This window comes from Candidatus Neomarinimicrobiota bacterium, assembly GCA_030743815.1.
In the GTDB taxonomy this organism is placed as follows: domain Bacteria; phylum Fidelibacterota; class Marinisomatia; order Marinisomatales; family S15-B10; genus UBA2146.
In genome coordinates this window covers 1-19,437 of the sequence record JASLRT010000071.1, presented here as the reverse complement: position 1 = coordinate 19,437, position 19,437 = coordinate 1, and the positions used below count along the sequence as shown (strand labels likewise).

Annotated in this window: 18 protein-coding genes; 16 read left to right on the top strand and 2 right to left on the bottom strand. The window is 47.8% G+C overall.

Annotated features, from left to right (window positions below; all coding sequences use genetic code 11):
* The first annotated feature begins 229 nt into the window (after nucleotides 1-229).
* The 15 genes from QF669_05885 to QF669_05815 all read left to right on the top strand — a co-directional run bounded on the left by QF669_05885 (nucleotide 230) and on the right by QF669_05815 (nucleotide 16,693).
* Nucleotides 230-1,705: an N-acetylmuramoyl-L-alanine amidase gene (locus tag QF669_05885; protein MDP6456963.1), complete on the top strand. Its 1,476-nt coding sequence runs from the start codon at nucleotides 230-232 to the stop codon at nucleotides 1,703-1,705.
* A gap of 164 nt (nucleotides 1,706-1,869) precedes the next feature.
* On the top strand, nucleotides 1,870-2,673 hold the full coding sequence (gene murI, locus QF669_05880; protein ID MDP6456962.1) for a glutamate racemase: 804 nt from the start codon (nucleotides 1,870-1,872) through the stop codon (nucleotides 2,671-2,673).
* 27 nt (nucleotides 2,674-2,700) lie between these two features.
* On the top strand, nucleotides 2,701-3,981 hold the full coding sequence (locus tag QF669_05875; protein MDP6456961.1) for a folylpolyglutamate synthase/dihydrofolate synthase family protein: 1,281 nt from the start codon (nucleotides 2,701-2,703) through the stop codon (nucleotides 3,979-3,981).
* An 89-nt stretch (nucleotides 3,982-4,070) separates the two neighbouring features.
* Nucleotides 4,071-5,318: a transcription termination factor Rho gene (gene rho / locus QF669_05870; protein MDP6456960.1), complete on the top strand. Its 1,248-nt coding sequence runs from the start codon at nucleotides 4,071-4,073 to the stop codon at nucleotides 5,316-5,318.
* A gap of 29 nt (nucleotides 5,319-5,347) precedes the next feature.
* Nucleotides 5,348-6,274, top strand: coding sequence for a CRISPR-associated endonuclease Cas6 (locus tag QF669_05865; protein ID MDP6456959.1), 927 nt, complete (start codon nucleotides 5,348-5,350; stop codon nucleotides 6,272-6,274).
* A gap of 24 nt (nucleotides 6,275-6,298) precedes the next feature.
* Nucleotides 6,299-7,483, top strand: a complete 1,185-nt coding sequence (locus tag QF669_05860) for a pyridoxal phosphate-dependent aminotransferase (protein ID MDP6456958.1) — start codon at nucleotides 6,299-6,301, stop codon at nucleotides 7,481-7,483.
* A gap of 9 nt (nucleotides 7,484-7,492) precedes the next feature.
* Nucleotides 7,493-7,708, top strand: a complete 216-nt coding sequence (gene rpmE, locus QF669_05855; protein MDP6456957.1) for a 50S ribosomal protein L31 — start codon at nucleotides 7,493-7,495, stop codon at nucleotides 7,706-7,708.
* A 72-nt stretch (nucleotides 7,709-7,780) separates the two neighbouring features.
* Entirely contained in the window at nucleotides 7,781-8,851 is a 1,071-nt protein-coding gene (gene prfA / locus QF669_05850; protein ID MDP6456956.1) for a peptide chain release factor 1, read from the top strand.
* A 22-nt stretch (nucleotides 8,852-8,873) separates the two neighbouring features.
* Nucleotides 8,874-9,740 carry a peptide chain release factor N(5)-glutamine methyltransferase gene (gene prmC, locus QF669_05845; GenBank protein ID MDP6456955.1) on the top strand — a complete coding sequence of 289 codons (867 nt, stop codon included), beginning with the start codon at nucleotides 8,874-8,876 and terminating at the stop codon, nucleotides 9,738-9,740.
* Complete coding sequence (locus QF669_05840) at nucleotides 9,737-10,567, top strand: geranylgeranylglycerol-phosphate geranylgeranyltransferase (protein MDP6456954.1); 831 nt, start codon at nucleotides 9,737-9,739, stop codon at nucleotides 10,565-10,567. Before prmC ends, QF669_05840 begins: the two co-directional genes overlap by 4 nt.
* 6 nt (nucleotides 10,568-10,573) lie before the next feature.
* A complete protein-coding gene (locus QF669_05835; GenBank protein ID MDP6456953.1) occupies nucleotides 10,574-14,008 on the top strand; it encodes a DNA polymerase III subunit alpha in 3,435 nt (1,144 codons plus the stop codon).
* The gene (dtd, locus tag QF669_05830; GenBank protein ID MDP6456952.1) at nucleotides 14,008-14,457 is read left to right on the top strand and encodes a D-aminoacyl-tRNA deacylase; all 450 of its coding nucleotides are present in this window, start codon (nucleotides 14,008-14,010) and stop codon (nucleotides 14,455-14,457) included. Before QF669_05835 ends, dtd begins: the two co-directional genes overlap by 1 nt.
* Nucleotides 14,458-14,517: 60 nt before the next feature.
* Nucleotides 14,518-15,330, top strand: a complete 813-nt coding sequence (locus QF669_05825; protein ID MDP6456951.1) for a MotA/TolQ/ExbB proton channel family protein — start codon at nucleotides 14,518-14,520, stop codon at nucleotides 15,328-15,330.
* A gap of 4 nt (nucleotides 15,331-15,334) precedes the next feature.
* Nucleotides 15,335-16,042 (top strand): flagellar motor protein MotB, encoded by a 708-nt coding sequence (locus QF669_05820; protein ID MDP6456950.1) that lies wholly within the window; start codon nucleotides 15,335-15,337, stop codon nucleotides 16,040-16,042.
* 51 nt (nucleotides 16,043-16,093) lie between these two features.
* A complete protein-coding gene (locus QF669_05815) occupies nucleotides 16,094-16,693 on the top strand; it encodes a hypothetical protein (protein ID MDP6456949.1) in 600 nt (199 codons plus the stop codon).
* Nucleotides 16,694-16,708: 15 nt separating this feature from the next.
* Here QF669_05815 and QF669_05810 read toward each other — a convergent pair whose 3' ends face one another.
* Complete coding sequence (locus QF669_05810) at nucleotides 16,709-17,044, bottom strand: septum formation initiator family protein (GenBank protein ID MDP6456948.1); 336 nt, start codon at nucleotides 17,042-17,044, stop codon at nucleotides 16,709-16,711.
* A 24-nt stretch (nucleotides 17,045-17,068) separates the two neighbouring features.
* Nucleotides 17,069-18,376 carry a phosphopyruvate hydratase gene (eno, locus tag QF669_05805; GenBank protein ID MDP6456947.1) on the bottom strand — a complete coding sequence of 436 codons (1,308 nt, stop codon included), beginning with the start codon at nucleotides 18,374-18,376 and terminating at the stop codon, nucleotides 17,069-17,071.
* Between the two features lie 242 nt (nucleotides 18,377-18,618).
* Between eno and QF669_05800 the strand changes: the two genes are divergently transcribed.
* On the top strand, nucleotides 18,619-19,437 hold an 819-nt coding region (locus QF669_05800; protein ID MDP6456946.1), incomplete at its 3' end, for an oligosaccharide flippase family protein.

Sequence of the window (19,437 nt, the reverse complement as noted above, 5' to 3'; positions counted from 1 at the left end):
GACCGTGTTGATCTATGACGCACCTATATCACCGATGCTCTCAAGGAAATGATCAAGTTGGTTGAACACATACGGAGTTTCCGTCAGTTCTCTATTCGTTCTCTGACATTCTTGCTTTATTGCTAAAGAAGCGTTTTCATCTCACGAGCCTCGCCGATAGAACGGTATTGCGCCCTAAGAGACCTCTCAATAAATTCCCACCGTGATCCGAGGCATTTCACTTCTACTGATGAGCGGGCTGTGGCTTACCGGTGCTCCCCTTCAGGCGGGGCAGGTTTCTGTCCAGTTTCCCAACGAGCCGGACAGAACGGAAGTGATCCGAACTTTTGCAAGCGGACCCGCTGTCTATATCTCCACCAGCGACTTTGTGCAAGTCCTCACCGCCAGCGTTTTCATGAACGCAGCCAGAAGTAAACTCGTCATCTATTTCGGCGGTCACAGAATAAAAGTGTCAGCCAACAGCAGTTTTGTCGTCATTGATGATCAAGTCTACCAGATGCCGTCCCACGCCCTCTTCGATGGTCAGGATATCTATCTCCCCATGCGCCCTTTTCTCTCTATCCTGCACCGCCGCGCCGCACCGGGCATTCTTTATGACGATGTGAAAGGAGTTATCATTATTGAACTGCTGGCGTTCAATCTCACGGGAATCGACATTGAGGACAAAGCAAATGGGACCGTGGTTCGTATTGAGACAACACGTCAATTCGATACGCAATCGCTCGAGGCGTGGTCGGCTAAGAACAGGTGGTTCTACCTGACGTTAGCCGGAGGCGTGGCCGACTCCCTAACTCTCAGCCAGGCGAGGCTCGGCGGTGTCGTGAAAGCAATCAACGTAGATCAGGTCGGTAAATCCGCCCAGCTGGCCTTTCATTTGCGGTCAGACATAGAGAATTATGAGATATACCACAACCGTGATCCGAGCGAAATCGTACTTACGTTGCGAACGCCCCTGAGCTACAGTGCCGAAAAAATTAAGAAGCTTCGCAACAGCTGGTATATTGACACCATTGTCATCGATGCCGGACACGGCGGAAAAGACGGCGGTACCACTGGTAAATATGGTCTGAAAGAAAAATTCGTCACCCTTGACATCGCCAAGCGTGTCGGGCGGCTTCTAGAAAAACATGGAGGGGTGAAAGTTATCTACACGCGTGATGAAGATGTATTTATTCCGCTCTGGAAACGGACGAAAGTCGCCAACGAAACTAACGGTAAACTGTTCATCAGTATTCACGGCAACGCCAACAACAATCGCAGAGTAAAGGGATTTGAAACATATATTCTTCGACCGGGTAAAACAGACGATGCTGTCGAAGTCGCCCAGCGGGAAAATGCCGTTATTAAACTGGAAGAAGAAGTGACCCGTTACGACAACCTTACGGAAGACAGTTTTATTATCGCCTCTCTAATGCAAAACGCCTTCATGAAAGAAAGTGAAGATTTAGGTTCCATGATACAGAGTGAACTTCGCAAAAGTATTCCTTCACCGGACCGGGGTGTTAAGCAAGCTGGATTTTTTGTCCTTATCGGCGCATCCATGCCGAATGTTTTGATTGAAGTCGGCTACCTGTCGAATCCACAGGAAGAAAAACAGCTTCGTAAGCCAGGCTACCGTCAAAGTGTCGCCCAAGCAATCTATCGCGGCATCCGCCGATTTAAGGATAAGTACGAAAAGGTCCTGACCGAAGAAGCTGAAGGATGAACCTGATGCTGATTCTAAATGACGAACGTTGGATGATCAGTTGATCTTGGATGAGTAACTTAGCGATTCCCCAGTTCGTTATTCTCCCATCACAATCCACAGAGTACCGCCGTCTTGTTGGTCACCATTAATCCTGCTCCTCACAAAATGTCTATCTTCACCTGATGCCGAAGAAGAACTCTCCCGTCGGCGTTTTCGATTCTGGTCTGGGAGGCCTCACAGTGGTACACGCTCTCAAGCAGACGTTGCCTACCGAATCCATAATCTATTTCGGCGACACGGCGCGAGTTCCGTACGGAACGAAGAGTGAAGAAACGGTAACACGCTTCTCACTCCAGATTGCTGAGTTCCTGATCCGAAGACATGTAAAACTGATAGTGGTCGCCTGTAACACAGCATCGGCAGTTGCTCTCACATCGTTGCGGCGGAAGAATACTATACCTGTGATAGGCGTCATTGAGCCGGCAGCCAGAGCAGCAGTCGCCGCTACACGATCTCACCATATCGGTGTCATCGGCACTAGAGCAACCATCAATTCCGGTGCTTATACCAGAATGCTTAGAGAACTCGACTATGACACCAGAATAACATCAGCGGCATGCCCTCTCTTTGTTCCCTTGGCTGAAGAAGGGTGGACTAAAGGAAAAATCGCGGAAATGGTCGCTGAAGAGTATTTGACTCCCTTTCAATCGAGCGACGTTGATACCCTCATTCCCGGATGTACACACTATCCATTGCTCAAGAAAACCATTCAGTCGCTTCTCCCTGATAATGTGACTCTCATCGATTCTCCACAGGCTGTTGCGGCGGAAGTTGCGTCTACGCTGAAGAACGGGAATATTGCATCTGATGCAGAAGCGGATGAATTGAGATGTTTTGTCTCAGATATGCCGCAGAAATTTGAAGAGTTGGCCCATCGGTTCCTTGGTGAACCGCTCGGAGAGGTGACACTGCTCCAGTTGGATTAAGCTCTTCGCACCAAGCCGAGACTGAAAATGGACGAACAGACAGTCGATGACACTTTACTGAACCGCCTCTACACCTTGAGACGCAGAGGCATTAAGGTTGGATTACATCGTACTGAAGCACTTCTGGCGAAGTGTGGCAATCCTCACAGGGACGTCCCAGTCATTCATATCGCCGGCACAAACGGTAAAGGTTCCACTGCAGCGATGATAGCATCGATCCTGAAGTCATCCGGAAGAAAAGTGGGGCTCTACACGTCTCCCCATCTGGTCAGATATAACGAACGAATTCGCATCGACGGAACGCCTGTCACAGATGAAACAGTAGTCAAATTCCTCAACTCTTTCGCGACTGATATCGACACTCTCGGATCAACATTCTTCGAAACAACAACCGCCCTCGCCTTCTCATATTTTGCCCACAGTGAGGTAGATGTTGCGGTCATAGAAGTCGGCCTCGGCGGTCAACTCGACTCCAGCAATGTGGCTCACTCTGTTCTGACAGTTCTTATGCCGATACATTATGATCATATGGAATATCTCGGCCACGATCTTTCTGCCATTGCACGCGAAAAGTGCGGCATCTTCAAAACCAACGTACCGGCAGTAACCTCCTCTCAACTGGCTGAGGTTACCGAAGTGATCGAATCATCCGCTACAGATACCGGAGTACAACTACATAAGGCTCCAGATATTTGTCCTCTTGAGAGCTGCTATACTGAGCGCAAAGGGTCAAGATTTTTATACAACGGCACAGATCTTGTTATCCCCTTAATCGGGCAACACCAGATAACCAATGCGCAGACAGCAATTGCCGCAAGCCTTATTTTTGACCGGGCAATTGAGATGGCCGCTATTGCAGCGGGATTGCGTGAAGTACACTGGCCGGCACGACTGCAGCAAATGTCAACCCGACCACTGATCTTTTACGATGTAGCTCATAATCCGCATGGCTTAGACGCTGTATTTAAAACCTTGCAGCAACTTTTTCCCAGCAAGAAGATTGGAGCTGTCTACGCTCTCAAAAAAAGCAAGCACCTTGACGAAATCGTGCGGCTCCTAAAAGAATATTGTCACACTGTTATAGCTACAGTCCCTGATCACGATGAGTTCTTCGATCTTGATGTACTGACAAGAAAGCTCAATGGTTCAGCAGTCGCAGCTGCCGCAGCCCCTAAACCGCAAGCAGCTTTCAGCCTCATGAAAGAAGGCGCAGAAGGACCCGAATTGTGGCTGATCTTCGGTACTCACTACATTGCAAAGGATGTTTTTGACTATTTCCGTTTTCCCTTTGACAATGGTCAGATTTAGTCTAAATTTATTCCAAGTACAGTTTTGGTCTAATTTCTGATTCCCCGAATTACAGATTTCTCCGCGAAGCAGGTTAGGATTATTAAGAAATGGATATTAACGAACTACAGGGTTTGAAAATCAAGGAACTGACTGAGCTGGCTCAGAAGCTTGAAGTCCCCAGCTATTCAGGTGTGAAGAAGCAGGATCTCATCCTGAAGATCCTCGAGACACGTGCCGAAAAAGAAGGGCGTATCTTCGCGACCGGCGTCTTGGAAGCGATGCCAGAAGGTTACGGTTTTCTCCGCTCACAAGACTATAATTACCTTCCGGGACCTGACGATATTTACGTCTCTCCTTCACAGATCAAAAGATTCAATCTAAGAACAGGACACCAGATTGCAGGTCAGATCCGGCCACCCAAAGATAACGAGCGCTTCTACGCACTGCTCAAGGTTGAAACAGTTAATGGAAACGGACCTGACAAGGTAAAAGATGCCATTCTTTACGACAATCTCACGCCGCTTTATCCTGATGAGAAGATCAACCTTGAGGTTGCGGCTAAAGGATTCTCTATGCGGATTCTCGATCTTATGGCGCCCATCGGCAAAGGTCAGCGAGGTCTGATCGTCGCACAGCCTAAGACTGGGAAAACGGTCCTTATTCAAAAAATAGCTAATGCCGCCACTGCCAACCATCCCGAAATGAAACTGATCGTCTTACTGATCGCAGAACGACCAGAAGAAGTTACAGACATGGAGAGAAGCGTTAAGGCAGAGGTGATAAGTTCGACATTTGATGAACCTCCAGAAAGGCACGTTCAGGTGGCTGACATGGCCATTGAAAAGGCGAAGCGGATGGTAGAGTATGGCGATGATGTCATGATACTCCTCGATAGCATTACAAGACTTGGCAGGGCTCATAACGCGGTAATTCCTCACAGCGGCAAAATCCTCTCTGGGGGGGTAGATGCGAACGCTTTGCAAAGGCCGCGACGATTCTTCGGATCTGCCAGAAACACTGAAGAAGGCGGCAGCCTGACCATTATTGCTACTGCCCTCATCGATACAGGTAGCCGTATGGATGACGTGATTTTTGAAGAGTTCAAAGGGACTGGTAATATGGAACTTGTCCTCGACAGACGCCTCAGTGATCGCCGGATCTTTCCTTCCTTTGACCTTATCCGTTCAGGCACCCGTAAAGAGGAATTGCTACTGACAAAAAAAGAACTTGCAAGAGTCTGGGTGTTAAGGAAAATTCTCAGTGAGATGACACCTGTTGAAGCTATGGAGTTTTTATTAGATCGAGTGAAACGAACTTCTACCAACCAAGAGTTCCTTGATACTATGAGTAAGTAGCTTCTTTTCTTTAGAATTCTCTTTTTCTCATGTATATCGTTTCAGAACCAATCAAGTCAATTGTCGCTCGCATAGCAACCGATAAACCGGTACGGAAGACTTCCTATCAAGTGAAAGGAGTCATAATGAACGATTTTCCGGATGAAGGGATAATTCCTTTCATCAACGGCAGTTATCGCTCACAATTCCTCTATCCCCGGGTACAGGTCAAGATTCTAAATGAACAGATATATCTGGTTGGGATAAAGGAAGGTGTCGATCCTATTCTCTCTGTGGTGGAGAAGCTGAAAACTATGAATTTTGGCAATATCACCTTCGAGGTTGAAGGATTTGAGGCGGACGTTGAAGAGGATCACTTTGTCCCATCGCCAAGAATGATTCGTTACAGATTCCTCACTCCCTGGGTTGCGTTGAATGAGATTAACCTGGGCAAATACAAGTTCGCATACGGAGATGAGCGGCCCAAATTCCTTAGCCGGCTCCTGAGTCAGAACATTGCCTTCCTTGCCAAGGAAATGGGAATGAAGCTCGAGATAAAAGTTTATGTCAAGCTTACACTTGAATCTTTATACCCTAAACTCGTGGACGATGGTCACATGGGCGCATTCGAGGGTGAATTCAAAACTAACTTTGTCCTCCCCAACTTCCTCGGTATCGGTAACGGTATCACTAAAGGATATGGAGTCCTTTTCAGCCACTTCAATCCAGCTGATTTCCAGTTTGATGAGAGTGCACTGAAGTTAGACACTCCTAATAATCAGGCGGTGGAAGATTTACCACCCAACTGGGAAAAGGACGCCATAGATCCCGATGACGTTCCCAAGAGTAGAAGGGCTGTTAAGTCCAGGCCAGATGACGTTCCCAAGAGTAAAAGGGCTGTTAAGTCCGGGAAGGAAACCAAGGAGACCGAGGATCCTAATTTTAATACCTCAAAATACCACAAACGGTCACATTAGACTGCAACCAAAGATCCTTTTACTATGATTTCTGATCGAGTGCACCGCATTCAACCCTCCTTCACGCTGGAAATGACCGCTAAGGCCGCAGCTTTACGCAATCAGGGGATCGATGTCATCGATATGGGCGTGGGCGAACCCGATTTCAACACGCCAGAGAACATCCGGCTGGCAGCAAAGATAGCGATGGATGAAGGCTTCACAAAATACACTCCGGGGATGGGCCTTCTGGAACTCCGCCAGGCAATCTGCGAAAAGCTGGCGAGGGATAACGAAATTGACTGTTCACCTGATCAGATAATTGTTTCAAACGGTGCTAAACACTCCCTCAGTACAGCGTGTCAGGCGCTGCTCAATCCCGGAGATGAGGCCGTCATTTTTTCGCCTTACTGGGTCTCTTTCCCTGAATTCATACGGCTTGCTGACGGCACCCCTATCGTGGTCGATACGCTCTCTGAACAAAACTTCGTTCCTGATTTTGACGATCTTGAAAAGAAAATCACGCCCAATGTCAGATTGATGATTATCAATTCTCCATCTAATCCTACGGGCGCTGTCTGGGACAAACCAACCATATCACGACTGCTGGACTACGCAACTGATCAGAAATGGACTGTAATTTCCGACGAATGTTACGAAAAACTGGTCTACGACGAACTTTTCACCAGCATCGAGAAACTCAATCAAACTGGTGCCACAATCCTCACAATACAGAGTCTCTCCAAGACGTATGCTATGACTGGCTGGCGCATCGGCTATGCGGCAGGTAGTCCTGATATCATCAAAGCGATGGGCAAAATTCAAGGGCAAGCCACCTCGTGCCCGAACTCTATAGGACAGAAGGCCGCCGTGGAGGCACTTTCTGGAAGCCAGGAGTCAGTAGAAGAGATGCGAGCGAAGTTTCGCACTCGCCGTAACCTTATGATCAATAGATTAAATGAAATCGAGAGTGTTACGTGTGCTCTCCCGGGTGGCGCATTCTACGCTTTTCCAGACATCAGTCCCTACCTGGGTAAGAGCACCCAAGGTAAGAAAATCGAAACTTCTTTCGACTTGAGTGATTATATTTTGGACTCGGCTAGAACCGTTACAGTAGCGGGTGCCGGGTTCGGCGGTGAGGGACACATTCGTCTTTCGTACGCCACAGATGAGAAGAACTTCCTTGAGGGAATCAGTAGAATCGAAGAAACGCTGAGTCAACTTGAATAGAGGTTAGTAATGAAAACAGAAATACATCCCAATTACATGTTAGGGACGGTGACATGCGCTTGCGGCCACACGTTTCAGGTGCGAAGCACAGTGGGAGATATGCGTGTGGAAATCTGTTCTGAGTGCCACCCTTTCTTTACCGGGAAACAGAAGCTGGTGGATACTGCCGGACGGATAGAAAAATTCAGGACGAAATATAAACTGGACGCTCAGGAAGACCAGTAACAACAGTAAGAGAACGGTTTCCTTTCTTTGCCATTCGCCTAGAGGAAGCCGTTTTTTTCTGCCTAGACTGCTATGATAAATAAAACAAGAGATGTTGTCGAAAAGTACGAGGCACTGACTGATATGCTCGCCGATCCGGAAATCGCATCGGATCCCGGCCGTTACAGTGATATCGCAAAACAGCGCCACGAGTTGAAAGCAGTGGTGGAAAAAGGCAGTGTATATCTCAAGCTGATGGAGCAGATAGCTGAGGACAAAACAATTCTGAAAGGCGATGATGAAGATTTGAAATCGATCGTACGCGAAGAGCTGTCGGATCTCGAGGAAGAGCGTTTAAGCCTCGAAGAATCACTGAAACTTCTACTCCTACCCAAAGATCCTCGCGACGACAAAAATACTATTGTGGAGATACGGGCCGGTACCGGCGGCGACGAAGCAGCACTTTTCGCTGCTGATCTCTTTAGAATGTACAGCCGTTACGCCGAAAGGAAACTTTGGAAGATTAAGGTGTTGAGTAGCAATGAGATTGGCAGTGGCGGTTTCAAAGAAGTCATATTCTCACTGGAGGGAGAGAGCGTGTTCGGCGAACTAAAATATGAGGGCGGTGTTCACCGGGTACAGCGTGTCCCTGAAACCGAAACCAGCGGCCGGATTCACACTTCAGCCGCTACAGTTGCCGTTCTGCCGGAAGCGGACGAGATCGATGTCAACATAGATCCAGGAGATCTGCGCATCGACACCTTTCGCGCTTCGGGCGCCGGCGGGCAGCATGTGAATAAAACTGAGTCTGCAGTACGCATCACGCACAACCCAACCGGACTAGTAGTCACCTGTCAAGATGAAAAATCTCAGCACAAAAACAGAAGTGCCGCAATGAAAGTCCTCCGCTCCCGGCTCATGGCGCTGGAAGGCGAAAAAATGCGGGCGGAACGGGCAGAAGCACGCAAAAGTATGGTCTCCACCGGCGACCGCAGTGCAAAGATTCGTACCTACAACTTTCCGCAAGGTCGTGTGTCAGATCATAGAATCGATCTTACACTGTACAAACTGAACAATGTGCTGGACGGAGATCTGTTTGAGCTCATAGAGCAGTTGCGTATAGCAGACCAGCTGGAGCAGTTGAAAGCCGAACCGGTGGAATAAAAAAGCAGTGGAAGAACAACCCATGGCAGACTTGCCAGACACTTTGTTCAAGGTCATGAAACTTGCTGAACACCGTCTTTCAGCAAACAACTCGCACAGCCCCCACAGTGAAATTGAATGGCTGATGATGGACTTGTTCTCTTGCTCCCGCGCGCACCTTTATCTGAACCGCCATCAACGCCTCACAGAGAAAAAACTACTGCTTCTCTCCTCGTGGGTAGAACGACGCATTAACGGTGAACCGCTACAATACATCACACAACGGACAGAATTCTTCGGACTTCCCATTCAGTTGAACCAGCACGTGATGATTCCCCGGCCCGAAACTGAAAAATTGGTAGAGGTTGCCATCCATCACGCCAGAAAAACGCGGGCGGCAACAATAGTTGATGCTGGAACAGGCAGCGGTTGTATCGCTATCGCTATCGCTAAATCGCTACCGGAGGTGCAGTTGCTTGCCCTCGATTGTAGTGAGGACGCCCTAGAACTTGCCAGTAGGAACGCTCTCCGCAACGGTGTGGCCGATAGGATTATATTTGAAGAAAGTGATGTTCTTACACAAAATCTCCCCGATTCATTTGACTTGCTGGTATCGAATCCTCCTTATATTCCAATCGATGATATGGCTCACCTGCCCGCAGATGTCAGAGATTACGAACCGATACATGCTCTTACCGATGGCTACGACGGGTTGGCATTCTACCGCCGCCTGTGCGCTACGGCGCGCCATTGGATTGCAAGTGGAGGCTTCATGGTACTCGAAACAGGCCGTGGAGAACATCCGGGAAAAGTGCGTCACTTGTTTGAGAATGCCGGCTTCGTCGCCACCACCACTCACCAAGACTACAATGGAAATGACAGGGTGATCTCCATACAGGTGACGGAGTGACACCACTCTTTGCATTCTTTAAGCTCCTCCGCCCTCTCAATCTGTTTCTCGGTACCATTACAGTTCTGATTTCAGCGTCCATTCTCCATTACTGGCACACGACCACAATCGTAAAAGCTGTCCTGACGGTTGTATCCCTGAATGCAGCAGCTAATGCATTCAACGATTATCGAGATTTCGACAGCGACAAAATTAATCGTGCCGACCGACCACTCCCCTCCGGTTCGCTATCCAAAAATAGTGCTCTGATGGCCGCAGTAATACTTTTCCTGTGTGGAATTATCCTGTCAGTATTTATCAATTTCTCATCATTTGTGATTGCGTCTCTCATTTCGGCACCCCTCATGATTATATACAGTATATGGCTGAAAGGGAGACCACTGATTGGCAATCTAGTTGTGGCCGCAATCCTTGGATTAGCGTTTCTCTTTGCCGGTACCAGCTTTGGTAACCCACAGGGTCTTGTGGTTCCAGCCCTGCTTGCGTTTGGCTTCAACTTCCTGCGGGAAATTGTGAAAGATATCGCTGATGTCGAGGGTGATAGAGCAGCACACCTTAATACGTTCCCCGTAAAGTTTGGAGTTCAGCCTTCTGTTCGCCTCGTACTGGGTCTCTGCCTGTTGATGGGATCAGGCTTTCTCATCCCCTTTTTTATGGACATCTACGGTTATGCTTACCTGATAATTCTTATTTTGGGAATTGAAATTCCTCTACTTTTTATTGTATCTTCGCTTGTGAAATCACCATCAATTAAGACCTGTAAAACCTCTTCTCAGATTCTAAAAGTCTGTATCTTATCTGGATTGTTTGCTGTCTATTTAGGCTAATATGCAATGACCTCTGAGTTCGTTCATCTGCACAACCACACCGATTACAGTCTACTTGATGGCGCCCAGTCAGTATCCACCGTTATCAATACGATGACTGATCTGTCTATGGACACCGTTGCCATTACAGAACACGGCAACATGTTTTCGGCAATCTCATTTTACAAAGCTGCCAAAGATGTGGGTATAAAACCGATCCTCGGTTGCGAGATCTACGTAGCGCAAGGCGACCGATTTGATAAAACACCTAAGCGGGATGGTGGATGGGGCAATAACCATCTGGTGCTTCTCGCTCAGAACTACACGGGATATCGCAATCTGATGAAACTCGTCACTGCCGGATATTTGGAAGGCTTCTACTACCGCCCGCGAGTCGATAAGAATCTGCTCCGTGAATTCAATGAAGGACTCATCTGCCTCTCAGCTTGCCTCAAGGGAGAAGTTCAAGAATATGCTGTTAAAGGTAAATATGAGGCGGCGAAAAGAGTAGCACTGGAATACGCCGAGATCTTTCCTGGGCGGTTTTACCTGGAAATCCAGGATCACAGTATTCCCGAGGAAGAGGTATCAAGGAATACGGTCGCCAAGCTCGCCGGTGAATTGAACCTCCCACTTGTGGCAACCAACGACTGTCACTACAATCGACAGGAAGACTGGGAAGCACACGACATCATGTTCTGTCTCGGCACAGGCAAGGACAGAGACGACCCAAACAGACAGCGATACGCTACACCTGAGTTCTATTTCAAGTCGCAAGATCAGATGTGGGATCTCTTTAAAGAATATCCACAGGCGCTGGAGAACACGAGACAAATTGCTGACTCTTGCGACCTTGAGATTCCTCTCAACGAAAACCTTCTACCTACCTTTCCTATTCCCTCTGAGACTGGAGATAGAGATCCAAACAGATATCTTACCTCCCGATGCATAGAAGGGCTCAAAATACTCTTCGATCCTGTTACACCTGAACTGGATGACCGGCTTCAGTACGAACTCGGTGTCATCCAGAATATGGGTTTTGCCGGTTATTTCCTCATCGTTCAGGATTTTGTCCAGTACGCCAAGGACAAGGGAATTCCCGTAGGGCCAGGCAGAGGTTCGGTTGCCGGCAGTCTTGCGGCCTATTGTCTCGGAATTACAACCATCAATCCCATTGAGCACGGCCTACTTTTCGAACGTTTTCTTAATCCAGAGCGCATCTCGATGCCGGATATTGATATCGACTTCTGCTACGAGCAGAGAGGTGAGGTGATCAACTATATCAGACAGAAATACGGTGAAAACTCTGTTACACATATCATCACATTCGGTAAACTGAAGGCGCGGCAAGTTGTACGCGACGTGGGACGAGTTCTGGGAATGAGCTATGGGGAAGTTGACCGCATTGCCAAGATGATCCCGGCCGGCCCCGGTGTCACCCTCGATTCTGCTCTGTCCATCAGCAGTGAACTGCAACAGGTGAAGAACAAGAATGAACAGCACGCAAACCTGATGAAATTCTCGAAGACACTTGAGGGGATGAACCGCCACGCTTCTACCCATGCAGCCGGTGTTGTAATTGCTCCGGGAGAACTAACTGATTATATCCCTCTCTACAAATCCCCTCAGGGTGAGATTACTTCTCAATTTGACATGAAAGGCCTAGAAGATCTCGGTTTGCTCAAAATGGATTTTCTTGGCCTGCGAAACCTGACAGTTATTAAGCAGACAGAAGCGTTACTGAAAGAGCGCGGCGTCAACATCAACGTTGACAAAATCCCGCTCGATGATCAGAAGGTTTATCAAACATTTGCTAAAGGCAACACTATCGGTGTTTTTCAGTTCGAATCATCCGGAATGCGTGAATATCTCAAGAAACTCAAACCTACCTGTATCGAAGATCTTATCGCCATGAATGCTCTCTATCGTCCCGGTCCAATGGAACACATCGATGAGTTTATCAAGCGCAAACACGGCAGAAAAAAAATTAAGTACTCCCATCCCGATCTTGAGCCGATTCTCAGTGAAACATATGGAATTATCGTCTATCAGGAACAGGTTATGCAGATCACCAACAAGATCGCCAGTTTCTCCCTGGCACAGGCTGATATCCTGCGACGAGCAATGGGCAAGAAAAAAAGACGCCTTATGAAAGGACAGAAGGAGGCATTCATAACCGGAGCCGTAGAAAGAGGAATTACGCAAAAGACAGCCAAGGACATCTTCGAACTGATAGAGAAATTTGCCCAATACGGCTTTAATAAAAGCCATAGCACAGCTTATGCCTTCATCGCCTATCAGACAGCTTTCCTGAAAACTCACTATCCGACTGAGTTTATGGCGGCCAACCTGACGAGCGAAATGACTAACACCTCACGGGTCGTTACGCTCATGAATGAGTGCCAGAAACTTAAAATCACCGTCCGCGCGCCCGATGTCAACGAATCAGGAATTAACTTCAGAACTCTCGATGAAAAGACAATTTCATTCGGCCTCAATGCCATCAAGAATGTGGGTGTCAAAGCATTGGAGAACATTCTGGAAGTCCGGAATGAAAATGAGCCTTTCAAAACACTGTTTGATTTTTGCCGTCATCTGGATCTCCGGCTCGTCAACCGTAAAGTTACGGAAAGTCTTATTGCCGCCGGCGCCATGGATTCGCTTGAAGGCAACCGCGCTCAGATGTATAATGCCGTCGAATCAACTCTACGCCATGCTCAAAAGGCTCAGGCTGAAGCTGAAGATGATCAATTCTCTCTGTTTGGACAATCTTCTTCGGGTGACTCCCCCTTGCATTCGATTCCCAGGTTGCCCAAGGCTCCAGACTGGTCAGAATCAGAAAAACTGCAACGAGAGAAAGAGCTGATGGGATTCTATCTCACAGGCCATCCTCTCCTGAAACACGCTGCTGTGCTGGAAAGATTTTCCAACCATGACTTTTCCAGTCCCGTTGAAGAAACACAACAAATTCGTGTAGGCGGAGTGATCCACGATATCAGACATCATTTTGACAAGAAAAACCAGCAGATGGCATTCCTGAGTCTCGATTGCCTCGGTGGAAAAGTTGATGTGCTTATCTTTCACGACACTTTTGAAGCCCACAAAGACCTAATCCAGGAAGACAAACTGATCTTTATCAAAGGGAGACCTACGTCCCGACTGACAGACGATACACTGAAATTAATCGCTGAATCAATTCTGTCGCTTGATCAGGTGCAGGATCGATATGCCAAAACGGTGAACATAGTAGTTGAAGTGGACAAAATGAAGGAAGAGGACGTAGACTCCTTATTTCGCCTCACGAAGGACCACGCCGGGGATTCTCCCCTCTTTTTTCATGTATACGATGAAAAAGGGAATGGCAAGAAAATGCTGGCCCGCGAAGTCCGCGTATCTGCCGATGATCTCCTTCTTGGAAAACTCAAAGGGATTTACGGCGATCAAAACGTGTGGGTTGATTAATGATTGCCCTGCTTCAGAGAGTTTCTGAAGCCAGCGTCCTGATAGACCGGGAAATAGCAGGGGAGATTGGTTCGGGACTACTGATTTTTCTGGGTGTATTCCAAGGTGACAGAGAGGAAGACTGTAAATTTCTTGCCCACAAGATATCCAATTTCCGTATTTTTAATGACGACGACGGCAAAATGAACTTATCCATCAGAGAATCGGCTGGGGCTGCTCTGGTTGTGAGTCAGTTTACGCTCTGTGCCGACTGGCGCAAGGGGAGACGTCCAAGCTTCCTGAATGCTGCACCGCCGGCAGAGGGAGAACAGCTCTATACACAGTTCATACAATTTCTAACCAGCGAAGGTATTCCTGTAGAGACGGGTCGATTTGGAGCTATGATGGATGTTAAATTGACCAATGACGGCCCGGTCACTTTCGTTCTGGACAGTAATGCCCGTAGTTGACTAACTTCTCATCAATTAATTTAAAGTAACGACCTTTATAATCTTCAAAGAGGATTCTTTATGGATTTAGGCACAGCACTTGGACTACTTCTGGGACTCGGTTTTGTTACCATAGGGATTCTCAGTAATAAAGGTGATCCACGCTGGTTTCTGGATCTCGACGCCATCGTCATTGTCCTTGGCGGGACATTCGCCGCCACACTGGTCAACTATCCCCTAAAAAATGTCCTCAACATATTTAAGGTGCTCGGCCAAGCATTCACGCAAGAAGAAGTCGGTCATCAGGAAGTCATAGAAGAGTTAATAATGAAGGCTGAACTCGCCAGAAAAAAGGGGATTATGGCATTAGAGACCGAACTGGACAAAGTATCAGACAACTTCCTCAGGGATGGGCTGGAACTTGCCATCAATGAAAGAGACCCTCTCCGCCTGAGAAATTACCTTGAACTGGAACTTTCCAACATGGACAGACGCCACAGTTTAGGACAGGAAATTTTTCTCTACATGGGCGCTTACGCACCCGCCTTCGGTATGCTGGGAACCGTACTTGGACTGATCATCATGATGACCCATTTTTCGGCAACAGAGAGCGGTGGCGCCGTCGGCGTCGAGTTTGATGTGGCGAAGCGCTTTGCTGAATTACTGGGAGGAATGGGTCTCGCCCTCATTACAACCTTCTATGGCGTGCTTTTTTCAAACCTTGTTTTCTTGCCCCTTGCCGGTAAGCTCAAACGGAAATCTGAAGAAGAACTGATGGTCAAAGATATCATAGTAGAGGGAATCATCGGCATTCATGCAAAAGACCATCCAATTATTCTGCGCGAAAAACTGATGACATTTGTCCCCCAAAGCAAGCGCCAAGAGCAAAGCTGATTGAATGGCACGGCAAGTCTCAAAAGTCTCCTTTAACGAAGCCAAATCCAGAAGTACGGCGTGGGCCGTAACATTCGGTGATATGGTCACCTTACTGTTGACGTTCTTTATCATGTTACTCGTTATCATGAACGATGCCGAAAAACACATTGACCGCATCATCAACATGCTGCTGGACCAAACATACGTCGAATTACACGAACAGCTTCACTCCGCTTATGTATCAGTGGAACGCGCAACCAAAGGAGTAAAAATAACTCTGGCGAGTGGCCAACTGTTCCGCTCGGGTGGTGCCGAACTCAGACCTGAAGTACACCCTCTCATTCAGCAGATCGGCATGATCATCAAGATGTCGCGCATCATACGGGTCAATCAGGATCCGGAACTGAAACCGTTCATCGATGCCGTCAAGCGGGGTGATAAAACCCTTAACATTGAAATCAGGTGCGAAGGACATACCGACGATGTCCCCCTGCCGCTGGAACTTCAAACTAAATGGCAATCAAACTGGGAGCTGTCCACAGCTCGCGCGCTAAATATTGTGGAGCTTCTGAGTCAGTATGCTGGCATAGGTGAAGAAAAGTTTTCAGCTATGGGGTACGGTGAATTCCGGCCTGTTGATTCTAACGACAATACAGAAGGACGCGCCAACAACCGCCGTGTTGAAATTTATCTCGATGCTTTCCTGACCACCCAGACAATTACGCTTTAGCTGAAACCTGTTTATACCCTTATCATTAATCTAATTAACGAGGAGAAAATTATGTCCTCACACAGAAGTGGTGCTGTCTTGTGGCAAGGTCTTGCTTTAATCTTACTGCTTTCTCTTACAAACGGACAGGTCACTGAAACTATTAAGAGATCAGATATCTACGAGGAGCCAGGCAATGAGGATGCTGTCCTCGGAAGAGTAAATTCTGGAACGAAAGTGATAAAAATTGGCAAGGATCCGTCGGGAAAGTTCATTAAAGCTACATTGGAGTTCTACATCCCTCTCGATGCTCTTGAAGAAGGGCGTGTAGCCAAAGGGATCGGCGAAATTCAGACGGCCGGGCAAGCCGGGATTAGATTGGTTAATGCTTCTCTGAAAAATGAACAGGTGACTGTCGTCGTCGAGATCACGAACAACGGTCAGAAAGATCTGGATATGAGTGGATTACTCCTCTTTAAGGTAGTAGACGGAAAAGGAAATATCGGCAATCTTGAATTTATGGAGAGTGTTAACAGCGTGGGTATCATTAAGCCGGGGCAAGTATTACACTCCGAACTCGTATATAAATTCTCACGCCCACCGAATAACCTTGAGATGAGTTTTCAATCGGTGATGGGTGGGGATAAGGTGTTCTTTTTGCTTGGATTCTGACGCAGAGACAGATAACTAAAGCTCCGGTTTCTCCAGAACCTTAAACACTTTTTCACCTTTTTTTGCCATCCTGTGACGTTCCCGGGCCAGGCGCTCAATATACTCCAGATCATTCTCCAGCCTGTCCTTTTCAGCTAGTAGCTTCTGCTGTTCTCCGCGCAACTTGTTGATCTCTTTCAACAGCCGTTCTTTTTCCCGCTTCATACTGTACAGCCTGTAAATACCGTGATCACCTAAAATGAAAATAATGATGAGAATTGCGGCCACGAGAATGAGCAACTTCGGCAGGATGTTACGATTCTGAGACCCCCTTGCGGGTATTGGCCTGCGGTGACGCCTTCTTTTTTTCACCCGGAACGCCATCTACCCCTTCAATTAGGTTACAACGGACGCTGTCAGATGACCTAGAACATTCATGCTTGCAAATGACGCTTTATCGCCCAAAAGCTCCTCAATTCTAAGCAGCTGATTGTACTTACATATCCTGTCTGTCCGTGAAGCCGATCCACTCTTGATCTGACCAACACCGGTGGCAACGCTGAAATCCGAAATGGTTGTATCTTCTGTCTCTCCCGACCTGTGCGAGATTACTGCTGCCATACCATTTTCGCGCGCGATGCGGATAGCTTCTATCGTTTCGGTCATCGTACCGATCTGGTTAAGTTTGATGAGGATGGCATTCATCGCCCTCTCTTCTATCGCCCTCTGCAGACGGACCACATTAGTTACGGTTAGATCATCTCCAACAATCTGAATCTTCTCCCCCAAAAGACGGTTTAGAAGCCCCCATCCTGCCCAATCATCCTCTGAGAGTCCGTCTTCGATAGATATGATAGGATACTTGGAGACGAGATCTGAATAGTACTCCACCATTTCATCAGATGTCAGCTCTCGATCCTCTGATTCCAATCGATAGACGCCTTTACCGGCATCAAAGATTTCGCTGGCAGCAACATCCAGCGCCAAGAAAAGCTGTTTGCCAGTCTGATATCCTGTTTTTGCTACAGCTTCCAACACTACCTCGATAGCTTCCTCGTTCGATCTCAGGTCAGGTGCAAATCCACCCTCATCCCCCACCGCCGTGTTGAGTCCCCTGCCTTGCAGGACTTCTTTCAGGTGATGAAACGTCTCTGTTCCCATTTGCAACGCTTCGGAGAAACTTGCCGCTCCCACTGGAAAAATCATGAATTCCTGAATATCCACATTGTTATCAGCATGCGTGCCGCCATTCAGAATATTCATCATGGGGATAGGAATAAGGGTAGCATCATCACCGCCGATGTAGCTGAATAGCGGCTGCTGTGAGTAATCAGCACCTGCTTTGGCCGCAGCCAGAGATACACCAAGAATCGAATTGGCCCCCAGCTTCTTTTTATTCGAAGTACCGTCAGCCTCAATCAGCGCTTTGTCCACATTGCGTTGATCAAGAACATCAAGACCGCACACAGCACTCTGCAAGGTACTTCTAACATTATCGACAGCCTTCATCACCCCCTTGCCGAGATAACGGTTCCTGTCGCCATCGCGCAGTTCAACCGCCTCGTGAGTACCAGTTGATGCACCTGACGGTACAGCCGCTCGGCCTGAGCTGCCGTCCTCGAGTTCAACATCCACTTCGACTGTAGGATTCCCCCGCGAATCGAGGATTTCCCGTGCTTTAACAGCTGCTATACGACTACTCATTAAGTTCCTTTTTCAAATCCTCGTTGCAAATAATTGTGCAATACAGCATTATGTCCTATGCAAAAATAACTAAATAATTAACCTTAGACATCAGGAAATTTTGTAACCTTACACCGGACGTGATTCATTGATTCATTCTCCTACACCCCTTATATTCACATTGCGGAACCGACCTGCCTTGCATATCGTTTCAGACACAACGCAATTGAGAATACTTCTACACAATCCGAGGAGAGGAACTATTGATATCTCAAATTAGCCGGCTTACCCGTCAGACGGTTATCTACGGCACCGGCAATGTGCTGACGCGACTTGTCACCTTTCTACTGTTACCTCTTTTTACCAATATACTGACTCCCGGGGACTACGGTCTCGCCACTCTTCTCTACGTTTTTCTCGGCTTTATGAATATTGTCTATCACTACGGGTTAGACACCGCGTTTATGCGTTACTATAATGAGGCCGACGGCCCAGACGCCCAGCGATCACTCTTTTCAACAGCGCTCTGGCTCAGCCTAGGGACGAGTTGCGTGCTGTCATTTCTGATTTTGTCAGGCTCGTCTGGCCTGTCATCCCTCCTGTTAGGGGGCGGTCAATATACTCTTCTTTTTAAGCTGGCGGCCGGAATCCTCCTTTTGGATGCTGTTAGTCATGTCCCCTTTGCCCTTCTGAGATTGGAGAGTCGAGCCACTCTTTTCGTCTCAATCAAGCTTTTGAATGTGATTACCACCCTCGGTATGAATATCTATCTAGTGGCTATGAAAGAGAAGGGACTTGACGGTATCTTCCTGAGCGTTGCCGCGGCTTCAGCAGTAACCACATTCTCCGTTTTGGCGGCAACGGCCGGATCTTTGCAATTGGTCTTTAGAAGCAATAGTGTCAACGCCCTCCTGAAGTTTGGGCTCCCTTTTTTGCCTGCAGGTCTCGCTTCCATCGCTATGGAGTCCATAGACCGATATATTCTTGCCAGCCTCACTGATGCCGCTACAGTAGGTATCTACACCGCCGGCTACAAGCTGGGAATCTTTATGCTTCTCATCACAACCGCATTTCAGTATGCC